Origin of the sequence: Pseudomonas sp. KBS0707 (assembly GCF_005937945.2) — a bacterium.
GTDB classification, from domain to species: Bacteria; Pseudomonadota; Gammaproteobacteria; order Pseudomonadales; family Pseudomonadaceae; genus Aquipseudomonas; species Aquipseudomonas amygdali.
The window spans coordinates 5464321-5484129 of record NZ_CP041754.1 but is presented as its reverse complement, the minus strand read 5'-3'; the positions used below and the strand labels follow the sequence as shown (position 1 = coordinate 5484129).

Here is a 19809-nt window from a genome sequence, read left to right as displayed (position 1 = left end):
AGTCAAACCCGGTTGTGCCTGATGTACCGTACGTGAAGGTTTCACTGTCGGTTCCCGACAGTTCGCGAGCAAGCTCGCTCCCACGAGAAGCCTCATTTCCGGGCTCGGCTATTCCCCCGGCACTAACCGTAAAACCCCTTCCGTATGCTCTGCCACGTCTTTCTCGCTGAAGCGCTGTGGCACGTACTCGCCACTCACAAACGCCTTGGCCTGATCCGAATAATGCTTGTCGAACGGCACGCCGCTCTGGCCTACCGGGTTGATACCCAGGCTATGCGCCGGGTCGGCGAAGTCGATGAGGCGGCGGGTCGAAGGGCCGTAGCCGACGGGCCACGGGGCAGGGCGGATGCTGGATGACAGGTTGTTCGGCACTTCATGGGTGCCCGGCGCTGCATACGGGCCAACGTTGAAGATCATATCCAACGGCTTTTGCGACCCCAGCGGGTGGCCTTGGGTCAAGGTATGCGCCTTGCCCCACACCCATTCATCCGGGTTAGTGCCATACAGCGACCTCAAGTGCGAAACAGTGGCTCGCCAGGCTACCTTGACGGTATTGGCGCGGCTTTCTTCATGGGGTGAATTGCGATTGTTCCACCACGGCGAATCGGCATCGGCGGCCAGACGCGGCAGGGCGGCGTCCAGTACGCGGGTCGACAGCAGCGTTTCGAACATCGTATCGCCCAGTTCGTCGTGGAATGTTTCTTCCGTCAGGTCGAACAGGAACTGGTTGAACAGTGTGGCACCCACCGAATCAACGGGGTAATCGCCTTTCCAGCTGGCCAGCCGCTCCACGAGGGCGATTTCGTCCGGGTCGCTGCCAACGCTGCGCAGTACCGGAATCAGCGGTTTGAGAATGCTAGGTGCGTAATCGGTCTGCGTGCCCAGTTGCAGCGCCTTGCTGGCGGCCAGGTCCCACTTGATGGTGGAGTCGCTCAGTTGCCGGTTCAGCTCCTGACCGCGCTCGGCCGGGTTGTAGTAACCCGGAATCTGCATGCCGGTCGGCGACAGCGGCTGGAAGTTGGCGGACACGATGTAGCCACGCGCCGGGTTTTCTTCGTGCGGGTTGGCGCTGAACGGGTAAAAGCCGAGCTTATCGGCCTGTGCCGTGCTGCCGTCCAGAATGAAGCTCGGGTTGACGCCTTGCGGACGAGTCGGCAGTTGCGCCGCAGCCCACCAACCGATATCACCTTTGGCATTGGCCCAGACGATATTGAGGCCCGGCGACTGAATCTTCTCGGCCGCGCTACGCATCTTGTCCAGCGTGTCGGCGCGGTTGGCCTCGTAGAAACCATCCAGCACCGGGTTGGCGGACACCAGAAATGACCACCACATCGCGATTGGCGTCTGGCCGGCGTTCTTGCCCATCACATTGTTGACGATAGGACCGTGCGGCGACTCAAGCAGGGTCAGGGTGACAGGGGCCTGACCTTTTACCGCGATCTGCTGCTCGGTACGCTTCATGTCCACCCATTGCCCGTGATACCAGACCTGATTGGGGTTATCAGGATTGGTCTTCTCGGCGATCAGGTCCACGTCATCGTTCTGGAACATGGTCAGGCTCCAGCCGAAATCCATGTTGTGGCCCAGAAACGCGAACGGATTGAGCCCCGGAAAGTGTCCGTACAGCTCAAAACCCGGCGCAGAAAGCTGTGCTTCGTACCACACCGAAGGCACGGAAAAGCGGATGTGCGGGTCGCCCGCGAGGATCGGTTTGCCGCTTTGCGTACGGCTGCCGGAAATCACCCAGGCGTTGCTGCCCTCGAACTGCGGCAGACCTGCGCCTTCCAGCGCTTTGTGGCTCAGCTGGGCCAACTGCGCCAGGCCTTTCCAGTCGGCGCTGGCCAATGCCGGTTTAGAACCGAGCATGCCGTCCGGATGCCAGTCCAGATCAAACACTTTCAAATACTGCGGGCCCAGTTGATCGCGCACATATGTCAGCAATGGTTCGGTTCTGAATGCTGCCGCAAAGCTGTACGCCAGATAGCCACCGATGCTCACGGTGTCTTCGGTAGTGAAGCGCCGCTTGGGAATACCCAGCGCGTCGAACTCCATCGGTCGTGCGTGGGTGTCCTGATACTGATTGACGCCGACGATGTAGGCTTCCAGCGCTTTCCAGGTCGGGGTGTTCTTGTCCTGGCGTGCGACATACGCGTCGGCATGCTCGCGAATACGCAGTGTGCGAAACAGTTTGTCGGTCTCGACCAGGTTCGGCCCGAGTATCTCCGCAAGTTCGCCACGCGCCAGACGCCGCAGCATTTCCATCTGGAACAGCCGGTCCTGAGCATGGGCATAACCCAGCGCTCGGTACAGATCTGCTTCGCTCTCGGCGCGGATGTGCGGCACGCCACGCTCGTCGTAACGCAGCGTGACAGGTGCCTGAAGATGGCTCATGGCAATCTCGCCATCACGGACCGGTTGTTTGCTATTGACGTACCAGCCCGCGCCGCCTGCAAGGATGGCGATGATGATGGCTAGAATGACGAGGCTGCGTTTCATCCGGGGTTCTCTGTGAATGGCGTGATGCATGGGCGAAGGCTATGGTTGTGCACTATGGCAGCAGCCTGACAGGCCGTCCTGCAGAACACAGCGCGAAAGCCTACCGCGATCGAGTACGCAGTAAACATTAAGATAGCGTTCGCTACCGTGCAGTCTGATGGCGATGTGCCTAAGCATGTGAAGCGTGTGATTGCAGTCGAGCAGCTTGCCATGCCGGAGCATACAGAAGAATATCGTTACACAATTTTACTTACCGTTTCCCGGAATCTGGAAGCCACATGTCCGCCACGTTTGACCCCGATAAACTGCGCGCCAGCCTGCTGCCGCTGAATATCATCGACCCGCTTTCCATGGACGGACTGGCCTATCAACGCTTCTACGGCCTGGCCGGGCTGGGCGGCGAAAAAATCATACGCAGCTGGCTGGGGCGTCTCGATGTCGCGGGCTACGAGGTTGTCGGGCAGGTGTGGATGCCTGACAGTCCGATCGCCACGCTGTTTCTGTTTCACGGTTTTTACGACCACATGGGGCTATACCGGCATGTGATCGAATGGGCGCTGGAGCAGGGCTTCGCCGTGATCGCCTGCGACTTGCCGGGCCATGGCCTGTCCAGCGGCAGTCGGGCCTGTATCGATGACTTCGCCGAGTATCAACTGGTGTTGCAACGTCTGCTGTCTGAAGCCGAAGGCCTGGGACTGCCACATCCCTGGCACCTGTGCGGACAAAGCATGGGCGGTGCCATCGTTACCGATCACCTGCTCCATCAGGGGCACGACACGCCTGCGCAAGGTGAGGTAATCCTGCTGGCACCGCTGGTCAGGCCAAGGGCCTGGGGATGGTCGCGGTTGAGTTATCACCTGCTCAAACCGTTCGTAAACGGCATTGCCCGGCGTTTCACCGAAAACTCCAATGCGCCTGCGTTCCTGCCTTTTCTCCTGGCGGACCCTTTACAGCCGCGTCGCCTGCCCACTGCCTGGGTCGGCGCGTTGTCGCAATGGATTGTGCGTATTGAGCGCGCGCCGCGGAGCCTGCGCAGCCCGTTGATCATTCAAGGTGACGCAGATATGACGGTCGACTGGTCTCACAACCTCACGGTTCTGAAAGGCAAGTTCAGCCAGCCGCAGATCCTGATGCTGGGGCACGCCCGGCATCATCTGGCCAATGAATCGCCGGAGTTACGGGCAAGGTACTTTGATTTTCTGAAAGGGCGTTTGCGCTAAGCCGTCGGTACCGATCAGGGGTTCAGGCTCGACGCACTTTGCCCAACCGCCAGTCCGGCGCGAATCGCAGCCAGTGCGGCCTGATAATAGGCTTTGCCTTCCGGCGACTCGGCGAAGGTCGAGAATTCTTCAAGCTCAGGGTCCGACAGGTCGCGATAGACGTACAGCAGCGTGTTGTTCAGATCAGCACTCATCTGCGCCATCAGGCGCTCGCGCTGGCCTTCGAGCATGCCCTGTGCCTGGCCTCCACCGAGCAGGCCGGGAATCATCTGGCTCAGGCTGTCTGCGGCAACGCCTGCGATGGCAAGGCTGACTTCCGCGCCGGCCTCTCTGGCCGGCAGTGCCTGGGCCAGATGGCCGATCAACAACTGACGCGTTGCATCCGCTTCGATATGCGGCAGCCCCTGGGCATGTTTGGCCAGCTGATCGGCGCGGGTGGCGGTCAGCTCGGCGTTGACGATCTTGCGGCCCAGCGGCGACTGGAAAAACTGCAGCGACGGGGCAGGGTCCTTGAGGCTTTCACGCAGGCGCCTGGACGCGCGCTGGTCCATGGCCTGGGGGGAAAAACGCTGATTGCTGTTATTGACCAGCGCTTGATAAACCGCAGGCGGCAGGTTGTTGCTGTAGCGCTGTTGAGCAGCCTTGAGAGCATCGTTGAAATGCGCGCGCTGTTCCGGCCAGCCTGCGGCCTTGTACAACTGATCGTAGCTGTCTGCCCAGGCAGGGGAGGTGCAGAACATCAACAGCAAAACAAACAAACGACGCATTGGGGACTCCTGTCGGCAGGCCGCTATTCTCCGGGTGTTAGCGTGGATTTGTCGAGTTATGAGTGCCGTTGGCGAGTGAAATCTCACGCGTGTGATACCACATGTATACGCCTCTGTCGGATTTCATGGCTTATCGATACTATGCACGCCATGCGCATACCCTCTGACCACCCACTGCTGTTGCGAATCGTCGACGACCTGGCCGCCAACGGCTGGTCGCAGCAGAATATTTTCCTGCCCGAAGCTCTGACTCTTGAACTTGAGCAAGAGTGCCGAAAACGTGCTGCCGAAGGCGAGCTCGAGCCTGCCGCTATTGGCAAGGGCGCAGCGCAGGAAATACGCGAAGGCATTCGTGGTGACCGCATTCAGTGGCTTGAAGCGGGGCAGGTGCAGTGTTGCGACAGCTATCTGGAATTGATGGAAAGCCTGCGTCAGGCGCTCAATCGCGGCCTTTTCCTGGGGCTGGAGGACTACGAAAGCCATTTTGCGCTGTATCCACCGGGTGCCCGCTACCTCAGGCATGTGGATCGCTTTCGCGATGATGACAAGCGCATGGTGTCGGCGGTGCTTTACCTCAACAATGCCTGGCTGCCCGAGCATGGCGGCCAGTTGCGCATGTACCTCAAGGACGATGTGGCTTACGACGTCCAGCCTACAGGCGGTTGCCTGGTGGTTTTTCTGTCCGGTGATATTCCCCATGAAGTCATGCCTGCCAGCCGTGATCGACTGTCACTGACGGGCTGGTTCAGGCGCCGCGGTAACGAGCTGTTTCAGTGACCGGTGGCCTGTTCATGAAAACTGTTTCATCAATGCAGTGAGCCATTGAGCCCTGCTGCGGTCTATCGTGAGCACTCCTGAACCGACGGATTTGTTGTGTGAGGGTGACTTACGTCAACTGCAACCGGAGCAATCATGAAATCCTTATTTTCTGGAACGGTGGTCGCGGGCCTGTTGCTCAGCGCATCCATGCTGGTCAGCGCCGCCGATATGCCATGCACTGCATCCCCTGAAGGCGCCGAGGTGTACATCATCTCGCCCAAGGATGGTGAAACCGTGACTTCACCGTTCAAGGTGCAATTCGGCCTCAAGGGCATGGGCGTCGCGCCTGCGGGTGTGGATGTTCCCGATACCGGTCACCATCACCTGCTGATCGATGTGAACGACCAGCCAGCGATGGATGCGCCGCTGCCGGTCAGTGACAACATCCGTCACTTCGGCAAGGGCCAGACCGAAACCGAAATCAACCTGCCGCCTGGTCAGCACACATTGCAATTGCTGATGGGCGACAAAGGCCACATGCCGCTGAACCCGTCGGTCGAGTCGAAGAAGATCACGATCAATGTGAAGTAGGTGTGTCAGTGTTTTTGTGACGCAGAGCGTCACGAACGGCATTCCCACGCTGGAGCGTGAGGAACGATTATCGCAACTATCGTGCGACGCTCTGCGTCGCATGCCTTTCTGGACGCTCTGCGTCCTCTTGCGACGCGGAGCGTCGTGAACTGCATTCCCACGCTGGAGCGTGAGGAACGATAGGTGCCCGGAATAACACTGATCGTGCCCACACGGGGTGGGCACGGCGCTCGGATCAGAACAGAACGCGGCTGCGGATGGTGCCTTTGATCTGTTGCAGCTTGGCTTGTGCCAAATCCGAGTACTCGGCGTCGACGTCGATGACCACGTAACCGACTTTCTCGTTGGTCTGCAGGAACTGACCGGAGATGTTGATGCCGTTCTCGGCGAAGACCTTGTTGATCTCGCTGAGCACGCCCGGGATGTTCTCGTGGATGTGCAGCAGGCGATGCTTGCCAGGGTGAGCAGGCAAGGCCACTTCCGGGAAGTTGACCGACGACACCGATGTACCGTTGTCGCTGTACTTGACCAGCTTTTCTGCGACTTCCAGACCGATGTTGGCCTGCGCTTCGGCAGTGGAACCACCGATGTGCGGGGTCAGGATCACGTTGTCCAGGCCACGCAGCGGGCTTTCGAAGATGTCGTCGTTCGAGCGTGGCTCGACCGGGAACACGTCGATTGCAGCGCCGATCAGGTGCTTGTCCTTGATCGCGTCGGCCAGGGCGTCCAGCTCAACGACTGTGCCGCGAGCCGCGTTGATCAGGATGCTGCCCTTTTTCATCGCGCGAATTTCTTTTTCGCCGATCATCCACTGGGTTTCCGAGGTTTCCGGCACGTGCAGGGTGACGATATCGGACATGCCCAGCAGCTCGTTCAGGCTGGACACCTGAGTCGCGTTGCCCAGTGGCAGCTTGGTCAGCGTGTCGTAGAAGTACACCTGCATGCCCAGGCCTTCGGCCAGCACCGACAACTGCGTACCAATCGAGCCATAGCCAATGATGCCGAGCTTCTTGCCACGGATTTCGAAAGAGTTGGCCGCGCTTTTGATCCAGCCGCCACGGTGGCATGAAGCGTTTTTCTCAGGGATACCGCGCAGCAGCAGGATCGCCTCGGCCAGCACCAGTTCAGCTACCGAGCGGGTGTTGGAGTAGGGCGCATTGAACACTGCAATACCGCGCTCACGCGCTGCATTGAGGTCAACCTGGTTGGTGCCGATGCAGAAGCAGCCGACGGCAACCAGTTTCTTGGCGCAATCGAACAGCTCTTCGGTCAACTGAGTGCGGGAGCGGATACCGATGAAGTGTGCGTCGGCGATCTTTTCTTTCAGTTCGGCTTCCGGCAGAGACTTGGTGTGGTACTCGATGCTGGTGTAGCCGGCTGCCTTGAGGACGTCGACAGCGGACTGATGGACGCCTTCGAGAAGAAGGAACTTGATCTTGCTCTTGTCGAGGGAAGTCTTGCTCATCTGCGTAAACCTGTGTCCCGAAGAAAATTGGCAGGGGGTGCCCGGTTCGGCTCTGGGCACGACTCACGGGGGGCGTATGCTAGCATATGAGCCCCGCGAAACCTCATCCCGAACGTGAACCGTTCTCAGGATGCCCATGAATCGTTCGAGAGTTGATTCAATGACCGATCGCGTTTTGATTGATGAGCTGCAGACCCTGGTTGACCCCGGCAAGGTACTCACCGATGCCGGTTCTCTGGAAACTTACGGCAAGGACTGGACCAAGCAGTTCACTCCTGCGCCACTGGCCATCGTATTCCCCAAGACCACCGAACAGGTGCAGGCCATCGTACGCTGGGCCAATGAGCGGCTCGTGGCGCTGGTGCCTTCGGGTGGACGAACCGGGCTTTCGGCGGCCGCGGTGGCAGCCAACGGTGAAGTGGTCGTCTCGTTCGATTACATGAACCAGGTGCTGGATCTGAATCTCACCGACCGGACGGCGGTCTGTCAGCCTGGCGTGATCACCCGGCAATTACAGGCGCTGGCTGAAGAGAGCGGCCTTTATTATCCGGTCGACTTCGCTTCTTCGGGCTCCAGCCAGATCGGCGGCAATATCGGCACCAATGCGGGCGGCATCAAGGTCATTCGCTACGGCATGACGCGCAATTGGGTCGCGGGCCTCAAGGTGGTCACCGGCAAGGGCGACCTGCTGGAGCTGAACAAGGACCTGATCAAGAACGCCACCGGCTACGATTTGCGCCAGTTGTTCATCGGTGCCGAAGGTACGCTGGGCTTTGTCGTCGAAGCGACCATGCGCCTCGACCGTGCGCCGAAGAACCTCACCGCGATGGTGCTGGGCACCTCGGACTTCAACTCGATCATGCCGGTGCTGCATGCCTTTCACGGCAGGCTCGACCTGACCGCCTTCGAATTCTTCTCGGACAAATCCTTCGCCCGGGTCATGGCGCGCGGTGATGTGCCGTCGCCTTTCGACACGCCATGCCCGTTCTATGTGTTGCTGGAGTTCGAAGCGACCACCGACGACCTGGCCGATCAGGCACTGGCGACCTTCGAGCACTGCGTCGAGCAGGGTTGGGTGCTGGACGGCGTGATGAGCCAGAGCGAACAGCAATTACGCAACCTGTGGAAGCTGCGCGAGTACATCTCCGAAACCATCTCGCACTTCACACCGTACAAAAACGATATCTCGGTCACTGTCTCGAAAGTGCCGGAGTTTCTGGCTGAAATCGACGCGATCGTTGCCGAACACTACCCAGACTTCGAAGTGCTCTGGTACGGCCACATTGGCGACGGCAACCTGCACCTGAACATCCTCAAGCCCGAGGGCCTCGACAAGGACGAGTTCTTCGTCAAATGTGCCCGGGTCAACAAGTGGGTATTCGAGACTGTCGAAAAGTACAACGGCTCGATTTCGGCCGAGCATGGTGTCGGGATGACCAAACGTGACTATTTAACGTACAGTCGCTCGCCGGTCGAAATCGAATACATGAAGGCGTTGAAAGCGGTGTTCGATCCCAACGGGATCATGAATCCCGGCAAAATCTTCGCCGTTTGATCCGTCGCAACCATTTGATCCGTCGCAACAATAAGCAGGCTACCTCTTACAGCCTCAGGAGACGTCATGAGCTACCAGCACAAATATGTCGATGGCACCAACATTCACTTCCCGCTGGGTAAAGTGGTCTGCATCGGGCGTAACTACGCCGAACACGCCAAGGAACTGGGCAACGCGGTGCCTACCGAGCCACTGCTGTTCATGAAACCCGGCAGCGCGGTGGTTGCGCTGGAGGGTGGCTTCACTATCCCGGCAGACCGCGGCTCGGTGCATTACGAAGCAGAGATCGTGGTGTTGATCGGCAAGCCCCTGAGCAAGAACCCTTCGCGCGAAGAAGTGCTGGACGCGATCAGCGGCTTTGCGCCCGGCCTGGACCTGACCCTGCGTGACGTGCAGTCGCGTCTGCGTGAGAAAGGCCTTCCATGGGAGCTGGCCAAGTGTTTCGACGGCGCTGCGGTGATTCCGCCGTTCGTGCCCGCCGAGACCTTCCCTGATCTGGAGGACATCGGTATCCGCCTGACCCTCAATGGCAAGGTGGTTCAAGACGGCAACAGCAACATGATGCTCAACCCGATCGTGCCGATGATCCAGCACATGGCAGCCAACTTCTCGCTGCAGGCCGGTGACCTGATCATGACCGGCACGCCTGCCGGTGTCGGGCCGTTCGAAACCGGCGACCAGATCGCGCTGGAACTGGTCGGGCAGACGCCGTTCGAGAGCGTCGTCAGGTAACCCGACAGCATCTTCAAGCTGCACCCAAAGCCACGCGGGATCACTCCCGGGTGGCTTTTGTTTGTGGAGTGACTGATAGTTCAGCCGATTTTGCGTTTTTTTCACACCTGTTCTGGATAATCCGGCCGTCCCTGCAAGGGCACCACGTCGTCATGAAGTCTCATTTGCTCAGGAACACATGAATGGCCAGTACTGCCGCAACGCCGCCTCGTAACAAAAAACGCTTCGCTTACTTGCGAAACATGCGCTGGTATTCGTGGTTGTTAGTGGTTGCCTTGCTGGGCTATGGGCTGGCCTTCATCATGCATTGGGATGATCGCGCGCTGCTCTGGTTTCAGGAGCGGTTCGAGAGCAAGGCAGGTCGTCACGCCAGTATCTGGCTGCCGGACTACCATGTGGATATCGACGCAAAGGTGCTGCCGGGCATGGAAAAGGACGAGGCGTCCGACCTGTCCTATAACCCGGTCACGAAAACGCTGTTTGCGGTCATGGGCAAAAATGCGTTTCTGGTGGAGCTGACGCTCACGGGCGATGTACTGCGCAAGATCCCGCTGGTGGGCTGGAGCAATCCGGAAGGTGTTGCCGTCATGAACGATGGCCTGATTGCGATCACTGATGAGCGCCAGCACAAGCTGACCATCGTTAAAGTAAACGCCGACACCACCACCCTGAACATAGCGGATTTCCCCCAGTACGAACTGGGCAAGTCTGCCAACCAGAACAAGGGCTTCGAAGGTATCGCCTGGGACCCACAGCGTCAGCAGCTGATACTGGGCGAGGAGCGACCTCCCGCGCTGTACACCTGGAAAAGTGATGGCAGTGACGCGCTGAAAGGCGACAAGCAACCGCTGTCGAGTCGCTCGCTGGACATGCGCAACCTGTCGTCATTGAGCATCGACCCGCGCACCGGCCACATGCTCGCGCTGTCTGCCGATTCGCACTTGTTGCTGGAAGTCGACGAGCAAGGCGAGCAGGTAAGCTTCATGACCCTGCTGGGCGGCATGAACGGTTTGAAGGACACAATTCCGCGCGCAGAAGGCGTGGCCCTTGATGAGGCCGGTACGCTGTACATGGTCAGCGAACCGAACCTGTTCTATTCGTTTCACCGGGCGCTTCACAAGCACTGAGCCAGGACGGCAACTACACAGGTCGCCGATACACATTCGGCAAAAATATAGCACCATGCCATTAAGCTTGCTTTCAGGATGGCATGGTATCAATCCCGTCCGCTCAATCTGTCCGAGTCACCCTTCATGCGTCGCTCTACTCGCTCTTTAGTCCTGCTTCTGGCCCTTGTACCCCTGATCGTTGTGTTCGTGATCGCCAATCAGCGATACCGCTATGTTGAAAGTGCCCTGTTCGACTGGCAGGTGTTCTGGCAGTCCGACTCACTTCAGTCCATTGGTCTGGATCAGTACCGAGTCGTCACCGAAGCACAGGTGATCGACGGGCTGCAGGATGATGTCTCGGGCCTGAGCTACGACCCGGACCGCAAGAGCCTGTTTACGGTGACCAATCAGAACCCTGAACTGGTCGAGCTGAGCCTGGACGGTCGTGTGCTGCGGCGCATTCCGCTGGTGGGGTTCGGTGATGCCGAGGCTGTCGAATACATCAGCCCGGGCACTTATGTGATCAGCGATGAGCGCCGGCTCCGGCTGATTCAGATTCACGTCGATGACAACACCAAAAGTCTGGACGCCGCCCAGGCAGAACAATTGACGCTGGGCATCACCGCCAGTGGCAACAAGGGCTATGAAGGGCTGGCCTATGATTCGGTCGGCAAGCGCCTGTTTGTCGCCCGCGAGCGTGATCCCGGTGCAGATCATCGAAGTGCGCGGCTTTCCCAGTACCAACTCCGAGGCTCCCGGCAATCTGCAGGTCATCTCCAACAGCAAGCGCGATGGCCGACTGTCGGTTCGTGACCTCTCCAGCCTGCAATTCGATGAAACCAGCGGCCATTTGCTGGCGTTGTCCGATGAGTCGAAGCGCATTCTTGAACTCGACACCAGCGGTCATCCGATTGGCAGCGGCTCGCTGGCAAAAGGGGCGATGGGGCTGAGCAAGGACGTGCCGCAGGCTGAAGGGATGGCTATGGACGCAGAAGGGACGCTGTATCTGGTGAGCGAGCCGAACCTGTTTTACGTGTTCCGCAAGCCTTGAGCCTGTGAGGGTCATGCCCACCTTGCGTGGGCACGACCGGTTTTATCAGCGCGTCAGGGTTTTCACGCCTTCGGTGGTGCCCAGCAGCAACAGGTCGGCCGGACGGGCGGCGAACAGGCCATTGGTGACCACGCCGACGATGGCGTTGATCTGTGCTTCCAGCTCCACCGGATTGGTGATGCTCATGTTGTGCACATCAATGATGATATTGCCGTTGTCGGTTAGAACACCTTCGCGATAAACCGGGTCGCCGCCCAGTTTCACCAGTTGTCGCGCAACGTGGCTGCGGGCCATCGGAATGACTTCGACCGGCAGCGGGAACGCGCCCAGCACCGGCACCAGCTTGCTGCCGTCGGCGATACAGATGAAGGTCTTGGCCACGGCCGCGACGATTTTCTCGCGAGTCAGTGCCGCGCCGCCGCCCTTGATCAGGTTCAGGTGCTCGTCGCTTTCGTCGGCACCATCGACATAGAACTCCAGGTCGCTGACCGTGTTCAGCTCATACACCGGAATGCCATGGCCCTTGAGGCGCGCGGCGGTAGCTTCCGAGCTGGCGACTGCGCCATCGAATGCCGCCTTGTGTTTAGCCAGCGCATCAATAAAGCAATTGGCCGTGGAGCCGGTGCCGACGCCCACAATGCTTTTGTCATCGAGCTTCGGAAGGATGAAGTCGACAGCTGCTTGGGCGACTGCCTGTTTGAGTTGATCCTGGGTCATGCGGGCTCCACGGTGCCTGATGTAGGTAAAAAGAGGGGGTATGTAAAAAAGGCCCGCATTATAGCGGCGACTGCGCTGCAAAGCCCTGTCATTCGTATGGTCGTCTTTCGGCACGCAGGGTAGACTTCCCGACCTTGCCCGCTTCGTCAGTGATGCCGCCCCGATGCTTGAACACTACGTCAAGAAAATCCTCACCTCCCGCGTGTACGACGTGGCTGTCGAAACCCCGCTGCACGGCGCTCGCCAGCTGTCCGAGCGGCTGGGAAACCGGGTATTGCTCAAGCGCGAAGACCTGCAGCCGGTGTTCTCCTTCAAGATTCGCGGCGCGTACAACAAGCTGGCGCAATTGACTGCAGAAGAAGCCGCACGCGGCGTGGTCACGGCCTCGGCGGGTAACCACGCGCAAGGTCTGGCACTGGCGGCACGCGAACTGGGCATTCTGGCGACTATCGTCATGCCGCGCACGACCCCGGAAATCAAGGTCGAAGGCGTGCGCTCGCGGGGCGCCACAGTGGTGCTGCACGGCGACTCCTTCCCCGAAGCGCTGGCCTACTCGCTGAAGCTGGTCGACGAACAAGGCTTCGTCTACATCCACCCGTATGACGACCCTGACACGATTGCCGGGCAAGGCACCGTGGCGATGGAGATTCTTCGCCAGCAGCCGGGGCAGCTGGACGCGATATTCGTACCGGTCGGTGGTGGCGGTTTGATCGCGGGTATCGCGGCGTACGTCAAATACCTGCGACCGGAGATCAAGGTTATCGGCGTCGAACCGGACGACTCCAACTGCCTGCAAGCGGCAATGGCGGCGGGCGAGCGCGTGGTATTGAGCCAGGTCGGGCTGTTTGCCGATGGTGTGGCGGTGGCGCAGATCGGCCATCACACCTTTGAAGTGTGCCGTCATTATGTCGATGAAGTGATCACCGTCAGCACCGACGAGATCTGCGCGGCGATCAAGGACATTTACGACGACACCCGCTCGATCGCCGAGCCCTCCGGCGCGCTGGGCGTGGCCGGGATCAAGAAATACGTCGAGCAGCGCGGTATCAGCGGTCAGACACTGGTGGCGATCGACTCCGGAGCCAACGTCAACTTCGACCGTTTGCGTCACGTTGCCGAGCGCGCCGAGCTGGGCGAAGGCCGCGAGGCGATCATCGCCGTGACCATTCCCGAGCAGCCGGGCAGCTTCAAGGCGTTCTGCGAGGCCATCGGCAAGCGGCAGATCACCGAATTCAACTACCGCTACCACACCGATCGCGAGGCGCACATCTTCGTCGGCGTGCAGACTCACCCGGAGAACGACCCGCGCAGCGCGCTGATCACCAGCCTGACCGGGCAGGGTTTTCCGGTGCTGGACCTGACCGACAACGAACTGGCCAAACTGCATATTCGCCACATGGTTGGCGGGCATGCCGAGCGGGTCAATGATGAAGTGGTGCTGCGCTTCGAGTTCCCGGAGCGACCGGGCGCGCTGTTCAACTTCCTCAACCGTCTGGGCGGCCGCTGGACCATCTCGATGTTCCACTACCGCAACCACGGCGCTGCTGACGGCCGGGTGGTTGCCGGGCTGGTGGTGTCGGAGGAAGAGCGGCATCTGGTCGGTACTGCTCTGGATGAGATTGGTTACCCGTATTGGGACGAGAGCGAGAACCCGGCGTACAGGCTGTTTCTGGGCTGACGTTGGGCGCAGAGCAGGCTTCTGCCCGCAGGGCGTGGGAGCGGACCGGGCGACGCTTCGCTTGTTCGCGAAGACGGTGTTTCAGGCGACGCAACTTCGGCGGATGTACCGGATCTTTTGCGAACAGGTTCGCTCCCACGGCCTTCGGCCAGAATCAAAGGCGGATTTGTGTATAACTCTGAGCGCTGGAGCGAAGGTCTGCGAAGCTGCCCTGAAACCGGTAACCTCGGTTGCGTCTGATGTACCGTGTGTACCGGTTTTGCTGCCGGTTCCCGGCAGTTCGCGGACAAGTCCGCTCCCACACAAGCGAAGCGTCGCCTGGTCCGCTCCATTCCGATCTAAAAGGAACACCGCGTCATGGAACCCATCACCGCCCTCAATACCCTGCACATCGTCGCCATTGCGCTGTTGTTGATCAGCGCGCTGGTGTTGTCCAGCGGGGTGGTCAAGGTGCGTCTTGAAGGCGACACGACCATTCAGAATCGCCTGCTCAAGCGGCCCTTGCTGTTTTTCTGGGTCCTTATGGCCGTGTGCCTGGCGACGCTGCCATTCAGCGGCTGGTGGCTGGTGCATCTGAAAGGGTTGTCGCTGGGCCAGACCTGGGTGCTGGGCAGCAGCGTGCTTTACACCCTGGGGCTGTGCAGTTGGGTGTGGCTGGTGGTCAGGCTCAACCGGTTGCGCCTCGGCGCCAAGGGCGGTAAGCGAGGCTTTACCTTGGCGCTGACCGTGATCAGCGTCGTGTGCTTTGTGGCGATGGCCGGTCTGATGGGCTTCAAACCGGCCTGAGCAGTGCCGACGTTCAGTTACGCAGGGTGATAACCGGCCAGCCGCGTCGCTCGGCTTCGGCACGCAATTTATCGTCCGGATCGACCGCAACCGGGTTTGCCACTTGCTCCAGCAGCGGCAGGTCGTTCATCGAGTCGCTGTAGAAATAGCTGTCCTCAAGGCTGAACGCGTTGTCTTCAAGCCACTGATTGAGGCGTGTCACCTTGCCCTCACGGAAGCACGGAACGCCCGTAGTACGGCCTGTATAACGACCATCAACCATCTCGCATTCGGTTGCCAGCAGTGTATCGATGCCCAGCCGCGCCACAATCGGTGCGGTCACAAAGCGATTGGTAGCGGTAATGACCACCAGCTTGTCGCCTGCGTCGCGGTGTTTGGCGATCAATTCCAGCGCCTTGGGCAGCATGATCGGCTCGATGCAGTCGCGCATGAAGTCGCGGTGCCATTCCTCCAGTTGCGCCATATCAGTGTTGCCCAGAATCTCCAGGGTAAAATTCAGGTAGTCGGTCATGTTCAGCGTACCGGCCAGGTAATCCTGATAGAACTCATCGTTGCGGGTCTTGTAGGTTGCGGCATCGAGGATCCCGCGTCGGCACAGATAATCGCCCCAGGCATGGTCGCTGTCGCCGCCCAGAAGCGTGTTGTCGAGGTCGAATAAAGCCAGACGCATAGGGTTACTCGCTGAAATAGTTGAAAAAAGAGTCCCAGAATACGAGGTTTTCACAAGTCTTCACATAAGGTGATAAGCCTCGTTGCTGGTTTGATCGCCTTTGTGGAACAATGCGGCGACATGCGTTTGCGAGGTTGTTGCCGTGATCGACCCCGATGGTTTCCGTCCTAATGTCGGGATTATTCTGACAAACGATGCTGGTCAGGTCCTATGGGCTCGGCGTATTAACCAGGATGCCTGGCAGTTTCCTCAGGGTGGAATCAACCCGCAGGAGACGCCGGAAGACGCGCTTTATCGCGAATTGAATGAAGAAGTCGGTCTGGAACGACATGATGTGCAAATACTTGCCTGCACTCGGGGCTGGTTGCGCTATCGTCTGCCGCAACGTCTGGTCCGTACCCACAGCCAGCCGCTGTGTATCGGCCAGAAGCAAAAATGGTTTCTCCTGCGCCTGATCTCCAACGAGCAGCGGGTGCGGATGGATTTGACCGGTAAACCGGAGTTCGATGGCTGGCGCTGGGTCAGTTATTGGTACCCGTTAGGCCAGGTGGTGACATTCAAGCGCGAGGTGTATCGACGCGCACTCAAAGAGCTTGCCCCGCGCCTCTTATCGCGCGACTGACACGGAGTTCGACCCCGAGCCATGCTCAATACGCTGCGCAAGATCGTCCAGGAAGTTAACTCCGCCAAGGATCTCAAGGCGGCGTTGGGCATTATTGTGTTGCGCGTCAAGGAGGCCATGGGCAGCCAGGTCTGCTCGGTCTACCTGCTCGATGCCGAGGTCAACCGCTTTGTCCTGATGGCTTCCGAAGGCCTCAACAAGCGCTCCATCGGCAAAGTCAGCATGGCGCCGAATGAAGGCCTGGTCGGCCTGGTCGGTACGCGCGAAGAACCGCTGAATCTCGAAAACGCCGCAGATCACCCTCGTTATCGCTACTTCGCCGAGACCGGTGAGGAACGCTACGCCTCGTTCCTCGGCGCGCCGATTATCCACCACCGTCGCGTGGTGGGGGTGTTGGTGATCCAGCAAAAGGAGCGTCGTCAGTTCGACGAGGGCGAAGAAGCCTTCCTGGTCACCATGAGCGCGCAACTGGCGGGCGTTATTGCCCATGCCGAAGCCACCGGCTCGATCCGCGGTCTGGGTCGCCAGGGCAAGGGCATTCAGGAAGCCAAGTTCGTCGGTGTGGCCGGTTCGCCGGGCGCTGCTGTAGGTGTGGCAGTGGTCATGCTGCCGCCTGCCGATCTGGAGGTGGTGCCGGACAAGACCGTCACTGACATCGCCGCCGAGCTGGCGTTGTTCCAGAACGCGCTGGAAGGCGTGCGCAATGACATGCGCACCCTGTCAGCCAAGCTCGCCACCCAGCTGCGCCCCGAAGAGCGCGCGCTGTTCGATGTTTACCTGATGATGCTCGATGACGCCTCGCTGGGCAGCGAAGTGACCGATGTCATCAAGACCGGCCAGTGGGCGCAGGGTGCCTTGCGCTCGGTGGTCAGCGAGCACGTCAAACGTTTCGAGCTGATGGACGATGCCTACTTGCGCGAGCGAGCCTCGGACGTCAAGGACCTGGGCCGTCGCCTGCTGGCTTACCTGCAGGAAGCGCGGCAGCAGGCGCTGGTCTACCCCGACAACACGATTCTGGTCAGTGAAGAATTGACCCCGGCCATGCTGGGCGAGGTGCCGGAAGGCAAGCTGGTGGGTCTTGTATCGGTTCAGGGGTCCGGCAACTCCCACGTTGCGATTTTGGCGCGGGCCATGGGCATTCCCACGGTCATGGGGCTGGTGGACTTCCCTTACTCCAAGGTCGACGGCATCGATCTGGTGGTCGACGGTTATCACGGCGAAGTCTTCACCAACCCCAGCGAAATCATGCGCAAGCAGTTCGGCAAGGTGGTCGAGGAGGAGCGCCAGCTTTCCCAAGGCCTGGATGCCCTGCGTGAACTGCCCTGCGTGACCCTTGACGGCCATCGCATGCCGCTGTGGGTCAATACCGGCCTGCTGGCTGATGTCGCTCGCGCTCAGCAGCGCGGTGCCGAAGGGGTGGGGCTGTACCGTACCGAAGTGCCATTCATGATCAACCAGCGTTTCCCGAGTGAAAAGGAACAGCTGGCGATTTATCGTGAGCAACTGGCCGCCTTCCATCCGCTGCCGGTGACCATGCGCAGCCTGGATATCGGCGGCGACAAGTCGCTGTCCTACTTCCCGATCAAGGAAGACAACCCGTTTCTGGGCTGGCGCGGTATTCGCGTCACTCTCGATCACCCGGAAATCTTCCTTGTCCAGACCCGCGCCATGCTCAAGGCCAGCGAGGGCCTGAACAACCTGCGCATTCTATTGCCGATGATCTCCAGCACCCACGAAGTGGAAGAAGCACTGCACCTGATCCACCGGGCGTGGGGTGAGGTGCGCGACGAAGGCACCGATGTGCCGATGCCGCCTGTGGGCGTGATGATCGAAGTGCCTGCGGCGGTCTACCAGACCCGCGATCTGGCGCGTCAGGTCGACTTCCTCTCGGTAGGCTCCAACGACCTGACCCAATACCTGCTGGCGGTCGACCGCAATAACCCGCGTGTGGCCGATCTTTATGATTACCTGCACCCGGCCGTGCTCCAGGCCCTGCAAAGCGTGGTGCGTGATGCACATGCCGAGGGCAAGCCGGTCAGCATCTGCGGCGAGATGGCCGGCGACCCGGCTGCGGCTGTGCTGCTGATGGCGATGGGCTTTGACAGCTTGTCGATGAACGCCACCAACCTGCCGAAAGTGAAGTGGATGCTGCGTCAGATCAACCTCAGCAAGGCCAAGGAACTGCTTGCGCAGTTGATGACCAACGACAACCCGCAAGTCATCAGCAGCTCCCTGCAACTGGCGCTGAAAAACCTCGGCCTGTCGCGGATGATCAACCCGAGCTCGGTCAAAGGGCACTAAGCGCCACGATAGTTACAGAACTATCGTTCCTCACGCTCCAGCGTAGGAGTGCCATGGGTGACGCTTCGCGTCATAAATCTGTGCCGCGCCGCCTGTTCAAGATCGGACGCAGAGCGTCCAGAACTGCATGCGACGCAGAGCGCCGCACGATAGTGAGGTGATCGTTCCTCACGCTCCAGCGTAGGAATGCCGTGGGTGAAGCTTCGCGTCATAAATCTGTGCCGCGCCGCCTGTTCAAGATCGGACGCAGAGCGTCCAGAACTGCATGCGACGCAGAGCATGGGAGCGATAACCCCGCTTCGTTACCGCCAGACACATCAGGTGCACCTTTTTTCACTTCGTTCAGCTGGCTTCCATCGGTAGCCGCTAGAGCATCCTGCCGGGCTCCGGTAACATGCGCGCCTGATTCAATCGCTCGCAAGGGCGTTCCAATTGAGGAGTCGCAATGCTGCCTTACCCGCAGATTGACCCGGTAGCTGTCGCTATCGGCCCGCTGCAAATTCACTGGTACGGGTTGATGTACCTGGTCGGCATCGGTGGCGCCTGGCTGCTCGCGTCGCGTCGTCTCAACAAATTCGACCCGACCTGGACCAAGGAAAAACTCTCCGACCTGATTTTCTGGCTGGCCATGGGCGTGATCGTCGGTGGGCGGCTGGGTTATGTGCTGTTCTACGACCTGTCGGCCTACATCGCCAATCCTCTACTGATATTCGAGGTCTGGAAGGGCGGCATGGCGTTCCATGGCGGCTTTGTCGGTGTGATGATTGCGGCCTGGTGGTTTGGCAAACGCAACGGTAAAAGCTTCTTCCAGCTGATGGACTTCGTCGCCCCGCTGGTGCCGATCGGCCTGGGGGCCGGGCGTATCGGCAACTTCATCAATGCCGAGCTGTGGGGCAAGCCGACCGACGTGCCGTGGGCGATGGTTTTCCCGCCGTTCAGCGACCCTGCGCAACTGGCGCGTCATCCTTCGCAGCTGTATCAGTTCGCATTGGAAGGCGTTGCACTGTTCATCATCCTCAATCTGTACGCTCGCAAGCCGCGCCCGACCATGGCCGTTTCCGGCATGTTCGCGCTGTTCTACGGCATCTTCCGCTTTGTGGTCGAGTTCGTCCGCGTCCCTGACGCCCAGTTGGGCTATCTGGCGTGGGGATGGGTGACCATGGGTCAGATCCTCAGTCTGCCGATGATCATTGCCGGCCTGTTCCTGATCTGGCTGGCCTACAAGCGCGACCCGGCTGCCAGCAAGGCAGCGGCTTAATACCGAAACGCCGGGTGTCAGCAACCGGCGCG

16 protein-coding genes and 1 pseudogene are annotated in these 19809 nt (G+C 59.8%); 12 read left to right on the top strand and 5 right to left on the bottom strand.

From position 1 onward, the window contains the following. Positions 1-108: 108 nt before the first annotated feature. Positions 109-2496 carry a penicillin acylase family protein gene (locus tag FFH21_RS26290; protein ID WP_011169788.1) on the bottom strand — a complete coding sequence of 796 codons (2388 nt, stop codon included), beginning with the start codon at positions 2494-2496 and terminating at the stop codon, positions 109-111. A gap of 278 nt (positions 2497-2774) precedes the next feature. Between FFH21_RS26290 and FFH21_RS26285 the strand changes: the two genes are divergently transcribed. Continuing rightward, positions 2775-3716, top strand: a complete 942-nt coding sequence (locus FFH21_RS26285; protein ID WP_011169787.1) for an alpha/beta hydrolase — start codon at positions 2775-2777, stop codon at positions 3714-3716. Between the two features lie 14 nt (positions 3717-3730). Here the strand turns inward: FFH21_RS26285 and FFH21_RS26280 are convergent, their stop codons facing one another. Then, on the bottom strand, positions 3731-4483 hold the full coding sequence (locus tag FFH21_RS26280; RefSeq protein ID WP_004655021.1) for a DUF2059 domain-containing protein: 753 nt from the start codon (positions 4481-4483) through the stop codon (positions 3731-3733). 141 nt (positions 4484-4624) lie between these two features. On the opposite strand from FFH21_RS26280, the gene FFH21_RS26275 reads away from it, so the two are divergent. Both FFH21_RS26275 and FFH21_RS26270 read left to right on the top strand, forming a co-directional pair. Further along, positions 4625-5260, top strand: coding sequence for a 2OG-Fe(II) oxygenase (locus FFH21_RS26275; protein WP_005733639.1), 636 nt, complete (start codon positions 4625-4627; stop codon positions 5258-5260). Positions 5261-5395: 135 nt separating this feature from the next. Continuing rightward, positions 5396-5833 carry a DUF4399 domain-containing protein gene (locus FFH21_RS26270; RefSeq protein ID WP_011169785.1) on the top strand — a complete coding sequence of 146 codons (438 nt, stop codon included), beginning with the start codon at positions 5396-5398 and terminating at the stop codon, positions 5831-5833. Positions 5834-6068: 235 nt separating this feature from the next. Here FFH21_RS26270 and serA read toward each other — a convergent pair whose 3' ends face one another. Continuing rightward, complete coding sequence (serA, locus tag FFH21_RS26260) at positions 6069-7298, bottom strand: phosphoglycerate dehydrogenase (protein WP_002555754.1); 1230 nt, start codon at positions 7296-7298, stop codon at positions 6069-6071. 160 nt (positions 7299-7458) lie between these two features. On the opposite strand from serA, the gene FFH21_RS26255 reads away from it, so the two are divergent. The 4 genes and pseudogenes from FFH21_RS26255 (at position 7459) to FFH21_RS26240 (ending at position 11745) form a co-directional block, all read left to right on the top strand. Next, positions 7459-8853, top strand: coding sequence for an FAD-binding oxidoreductase (locus tag FFH21_RS26255; RefSeq protein ID WP_004663266.1), 1395 nt, complete (start codon positions 7459-7461; stop codon positions 8851-8853). Positions 8854-8919: 66 nt separating this feature from the next. Next, complete coding sequence (locus FFH21_RS26250) at positions 8920-9585, top strand: fumarylacetoacetate hydrolase family protein (protein ID WP_011169783.1); 666 nt, start codon at positions 8920-8922, stop codon at positions 9583-9585. Positions 9586-9767: 182 nt separating this feature from the next. Next, the gene (locus FFH21_RS26245) at positions 9768-10712 is read left to right on the top strand and encodes an SdiA-regulated domain-containing protein (protein ID WP_004655011.1); all 945 of its coding nucleotides are present in this window, start codon (positions 9768-9770) and stop codon (positions 10710-10712) included. A 126-nt stretch (positions 10713-10838) separates the two neighbouring features. After that, positions 10839-11745, top strand: a pseudogene (locus tag FFH21_RS26240) (SdiA-regulated domain-containing protein). Between the two features lie 45 nt (positions 11746-11790). Here FFH21_RS26240 and rpiA read toward each other — a convergent pair. Continuing rightward, a complete protein-coding gene (gene rpiA, locus FFH21_RS26235; protein WP_002555749.1) occupies positions 11791-12462 on the bottom strand; it encodes a ribose-5-phosphate isomerase RpiA in 672 nt (223 codons plus the stop codon). A 163-nt stretch (positions 12463-12625) separates the two neighbouring features. Here rpiA and ilvA point away from each other — a divergent pair, with 163 nt between their 5' ends. Together ilvA and FFH21_RS26220 are read left to right on the top strand one after the other, a co-directional pair. Then, positions 12626-14140: a threonine ammonia-lyase, biosynthetic gene (ilvA, locus tag FFH21_RS26230; protein ID WP_011169782.1), complete on the top strand. Its 1515-nt coding sequence runs from the start codon at positions 12626-12628 to the stop codon at positions 14138-14140. A gap of 357 nt (positions 14141-14497) precedes the next feature. Next, entirely contained in the window at positions 14498-14926 is a 429-nt protein-coding gene (locus FFH21_RS26220; protein WP_004655005.1) for a DUF2269 family protein, read from the top strand. 13 nt (positions 14927-14939) lie between these two features. On the opposite strand, the gene FFH21_RS26215 is transcribed toward FFH21_RS26220, so the two are convergent. Continuing rightward, positions 14940-15596 carry an HAD family phosphatase gene (locus tag FFH21_RS26215; RefSeq protein WP_004655004.1) on the bottom strand — a complete coding sequence of 219 codons (657 nt, stop codon included), beginning with the start codon at positions 15594-15596 and terminating at the stop codon, positions 14940-14942. 142 nt (positions 15597-15738) lie between these two features. On the opposite strand from FFH21_RS26215, the gene FFH21_RS26210 reads away from it, so the two are divergent. The 3 genes from FFH21_RS26210 to lgt all read left to right on the top strand — a co-directional run bounded on the left by FFH21_RS26210 (position 15739) and on the right by lgt (position 19777). Further along, positions 15739-16218 carry an RNA pyrophosphohydrolase gene (locus tag FFH21_RS26210; protein ID WP_002555745.1) on the top strand — a complete coding sequence of 160 codons (480 nt, stop codon included), beginning with the start codon at positions 15739-15741 and terminating at the stop codon, positions 16216-16218. A gap of 21 nt (positions 16219-16239) precedes the next feature. Continuing rightward, positions 16240-18519 carry a phosphoenolpyruvate--protein phosphotransferase gene (gene ptsP, locus FFH21_RS26205; RefSeq protein ID WP_002555744.1) on the top strand — a complete coding sequence of 760 codons (2280 nt, stop codon included), beginning with the start codon at positions 16240-16242 and terminating at the stop codon, positions 18517-18519. Between the two features lie 445 nt (positions 18520-18964). Further along, positions 18965-19777 (top strand): prolipoprotein diacylglyceryl transferase, encoded by an 813-nt coding sequence (lgt, locus tag FFH21_RS26195; RefSeq protein ID WP_004655000.1) that lies wholly within the window; start codon positions 18965-18967, stop codon positions 19775-19777. Positions 19778-19809: the final 32 nt, after the last annotated feature.

Coding starts and splice junctions, on each gene's coding strand:
- FFH21_RS26290 (WP_011169788.1), bottom strand. CDS start 2,496: ATGAAACGCAGCCTCGTCATTCTAGCCATCATCATCGCCATCCTTGCA.
- FFH21_RS26285 (WP_011169787.1), top strand. CDS start 2,775: ATGTCCGCCACGTTTGACCCCGATAAACTGCGCGCCAGCCTGCTGCCG.
- FFH21_RS26280 (WP_004655021.1), bottom strand. CDS start 4,483: ATGCGTCGTTTGTTTGTTTTGCTGTTGATGTTCTGCACCTCCCCTGCC.
- FFH21_RS26275 (WP_005733639.1), top strand. CDS start 4,625: ATGCACGCCATGCGCATACCCTCTGACCACCCACTGCTGTTGCGAATC.
- FFH21_RS26270 (WP_011169785.1), top strand. CDS start 5,396: ATGAAATCCTTATTTTCTGGAACGGTGGTCGCGGGCCTGTTGCTCAGC.
- serA (WP_002555754.1), bottom strand. CDS start 7,298: ATGAGCAAGACTTCCCTCGACAAGAGCAAGATCAAGTTCCTTCTTCTC.
- FFH21_RS26255 (WP_004663266.1), top strand. CDS start 7,459: ATGACCGATCGCGTTTTGATTGATGAGCTGCAGACCCTGGTTGACCCC.
- FFH21_RS26250 (WP_011169783.1), top strand. CDS start 8,920: ATGAGCTACCAGCACAAATATGTCGATGGCACCAACATTCACTTCCCG.
- FFH21_RS26245 (WP_004655011.1), top strand. CDS start 9,768: ATGGCCAGTACTGCCGCAACGCCGCCTCGTAACAAAAAACGCTTCGCT.
- rpiA (WP_002555749.1), bottom strand. CDS start 12,462: ATGACCCAGGATCAACTCAAACAGGCAGTCGCCCAAGCAGCTGTCGAC.
- ilvA (WP_011169782.1), top strand. CDS start 12,626: ATGCTTGAACACTACGTCAAGAAAATCCTCACCTCCCGCGTGTACGAC.
- FFH21_RS26220 (WP_004655005.1), top strand. CDS start 14,498: ATGGAACCCATCACCGCCCTCAATACCCTGCACATCGTCGCCATTGCG.
- FFH21_RS26215 (WP_004655004.1), bottom strand. CDS start 15,596: ATGCGTCTGGCTTTATTCGACCTCGACAACACGCTTCTGGGCGGCGAC.
- ptsP (WP_002555744.1), top strand. CDS start 16,240: ATGCTCAATACGCTGCGCAAGATCGTCCAGGAAGTTAACTCCGCCAAG.
- lgt (WP_004655000.1), top strand. CDS start 18,965: ATGCTGCCTTACCCGCAGATTGACCCGGTAGCTGTCGCTATCGGCCCG.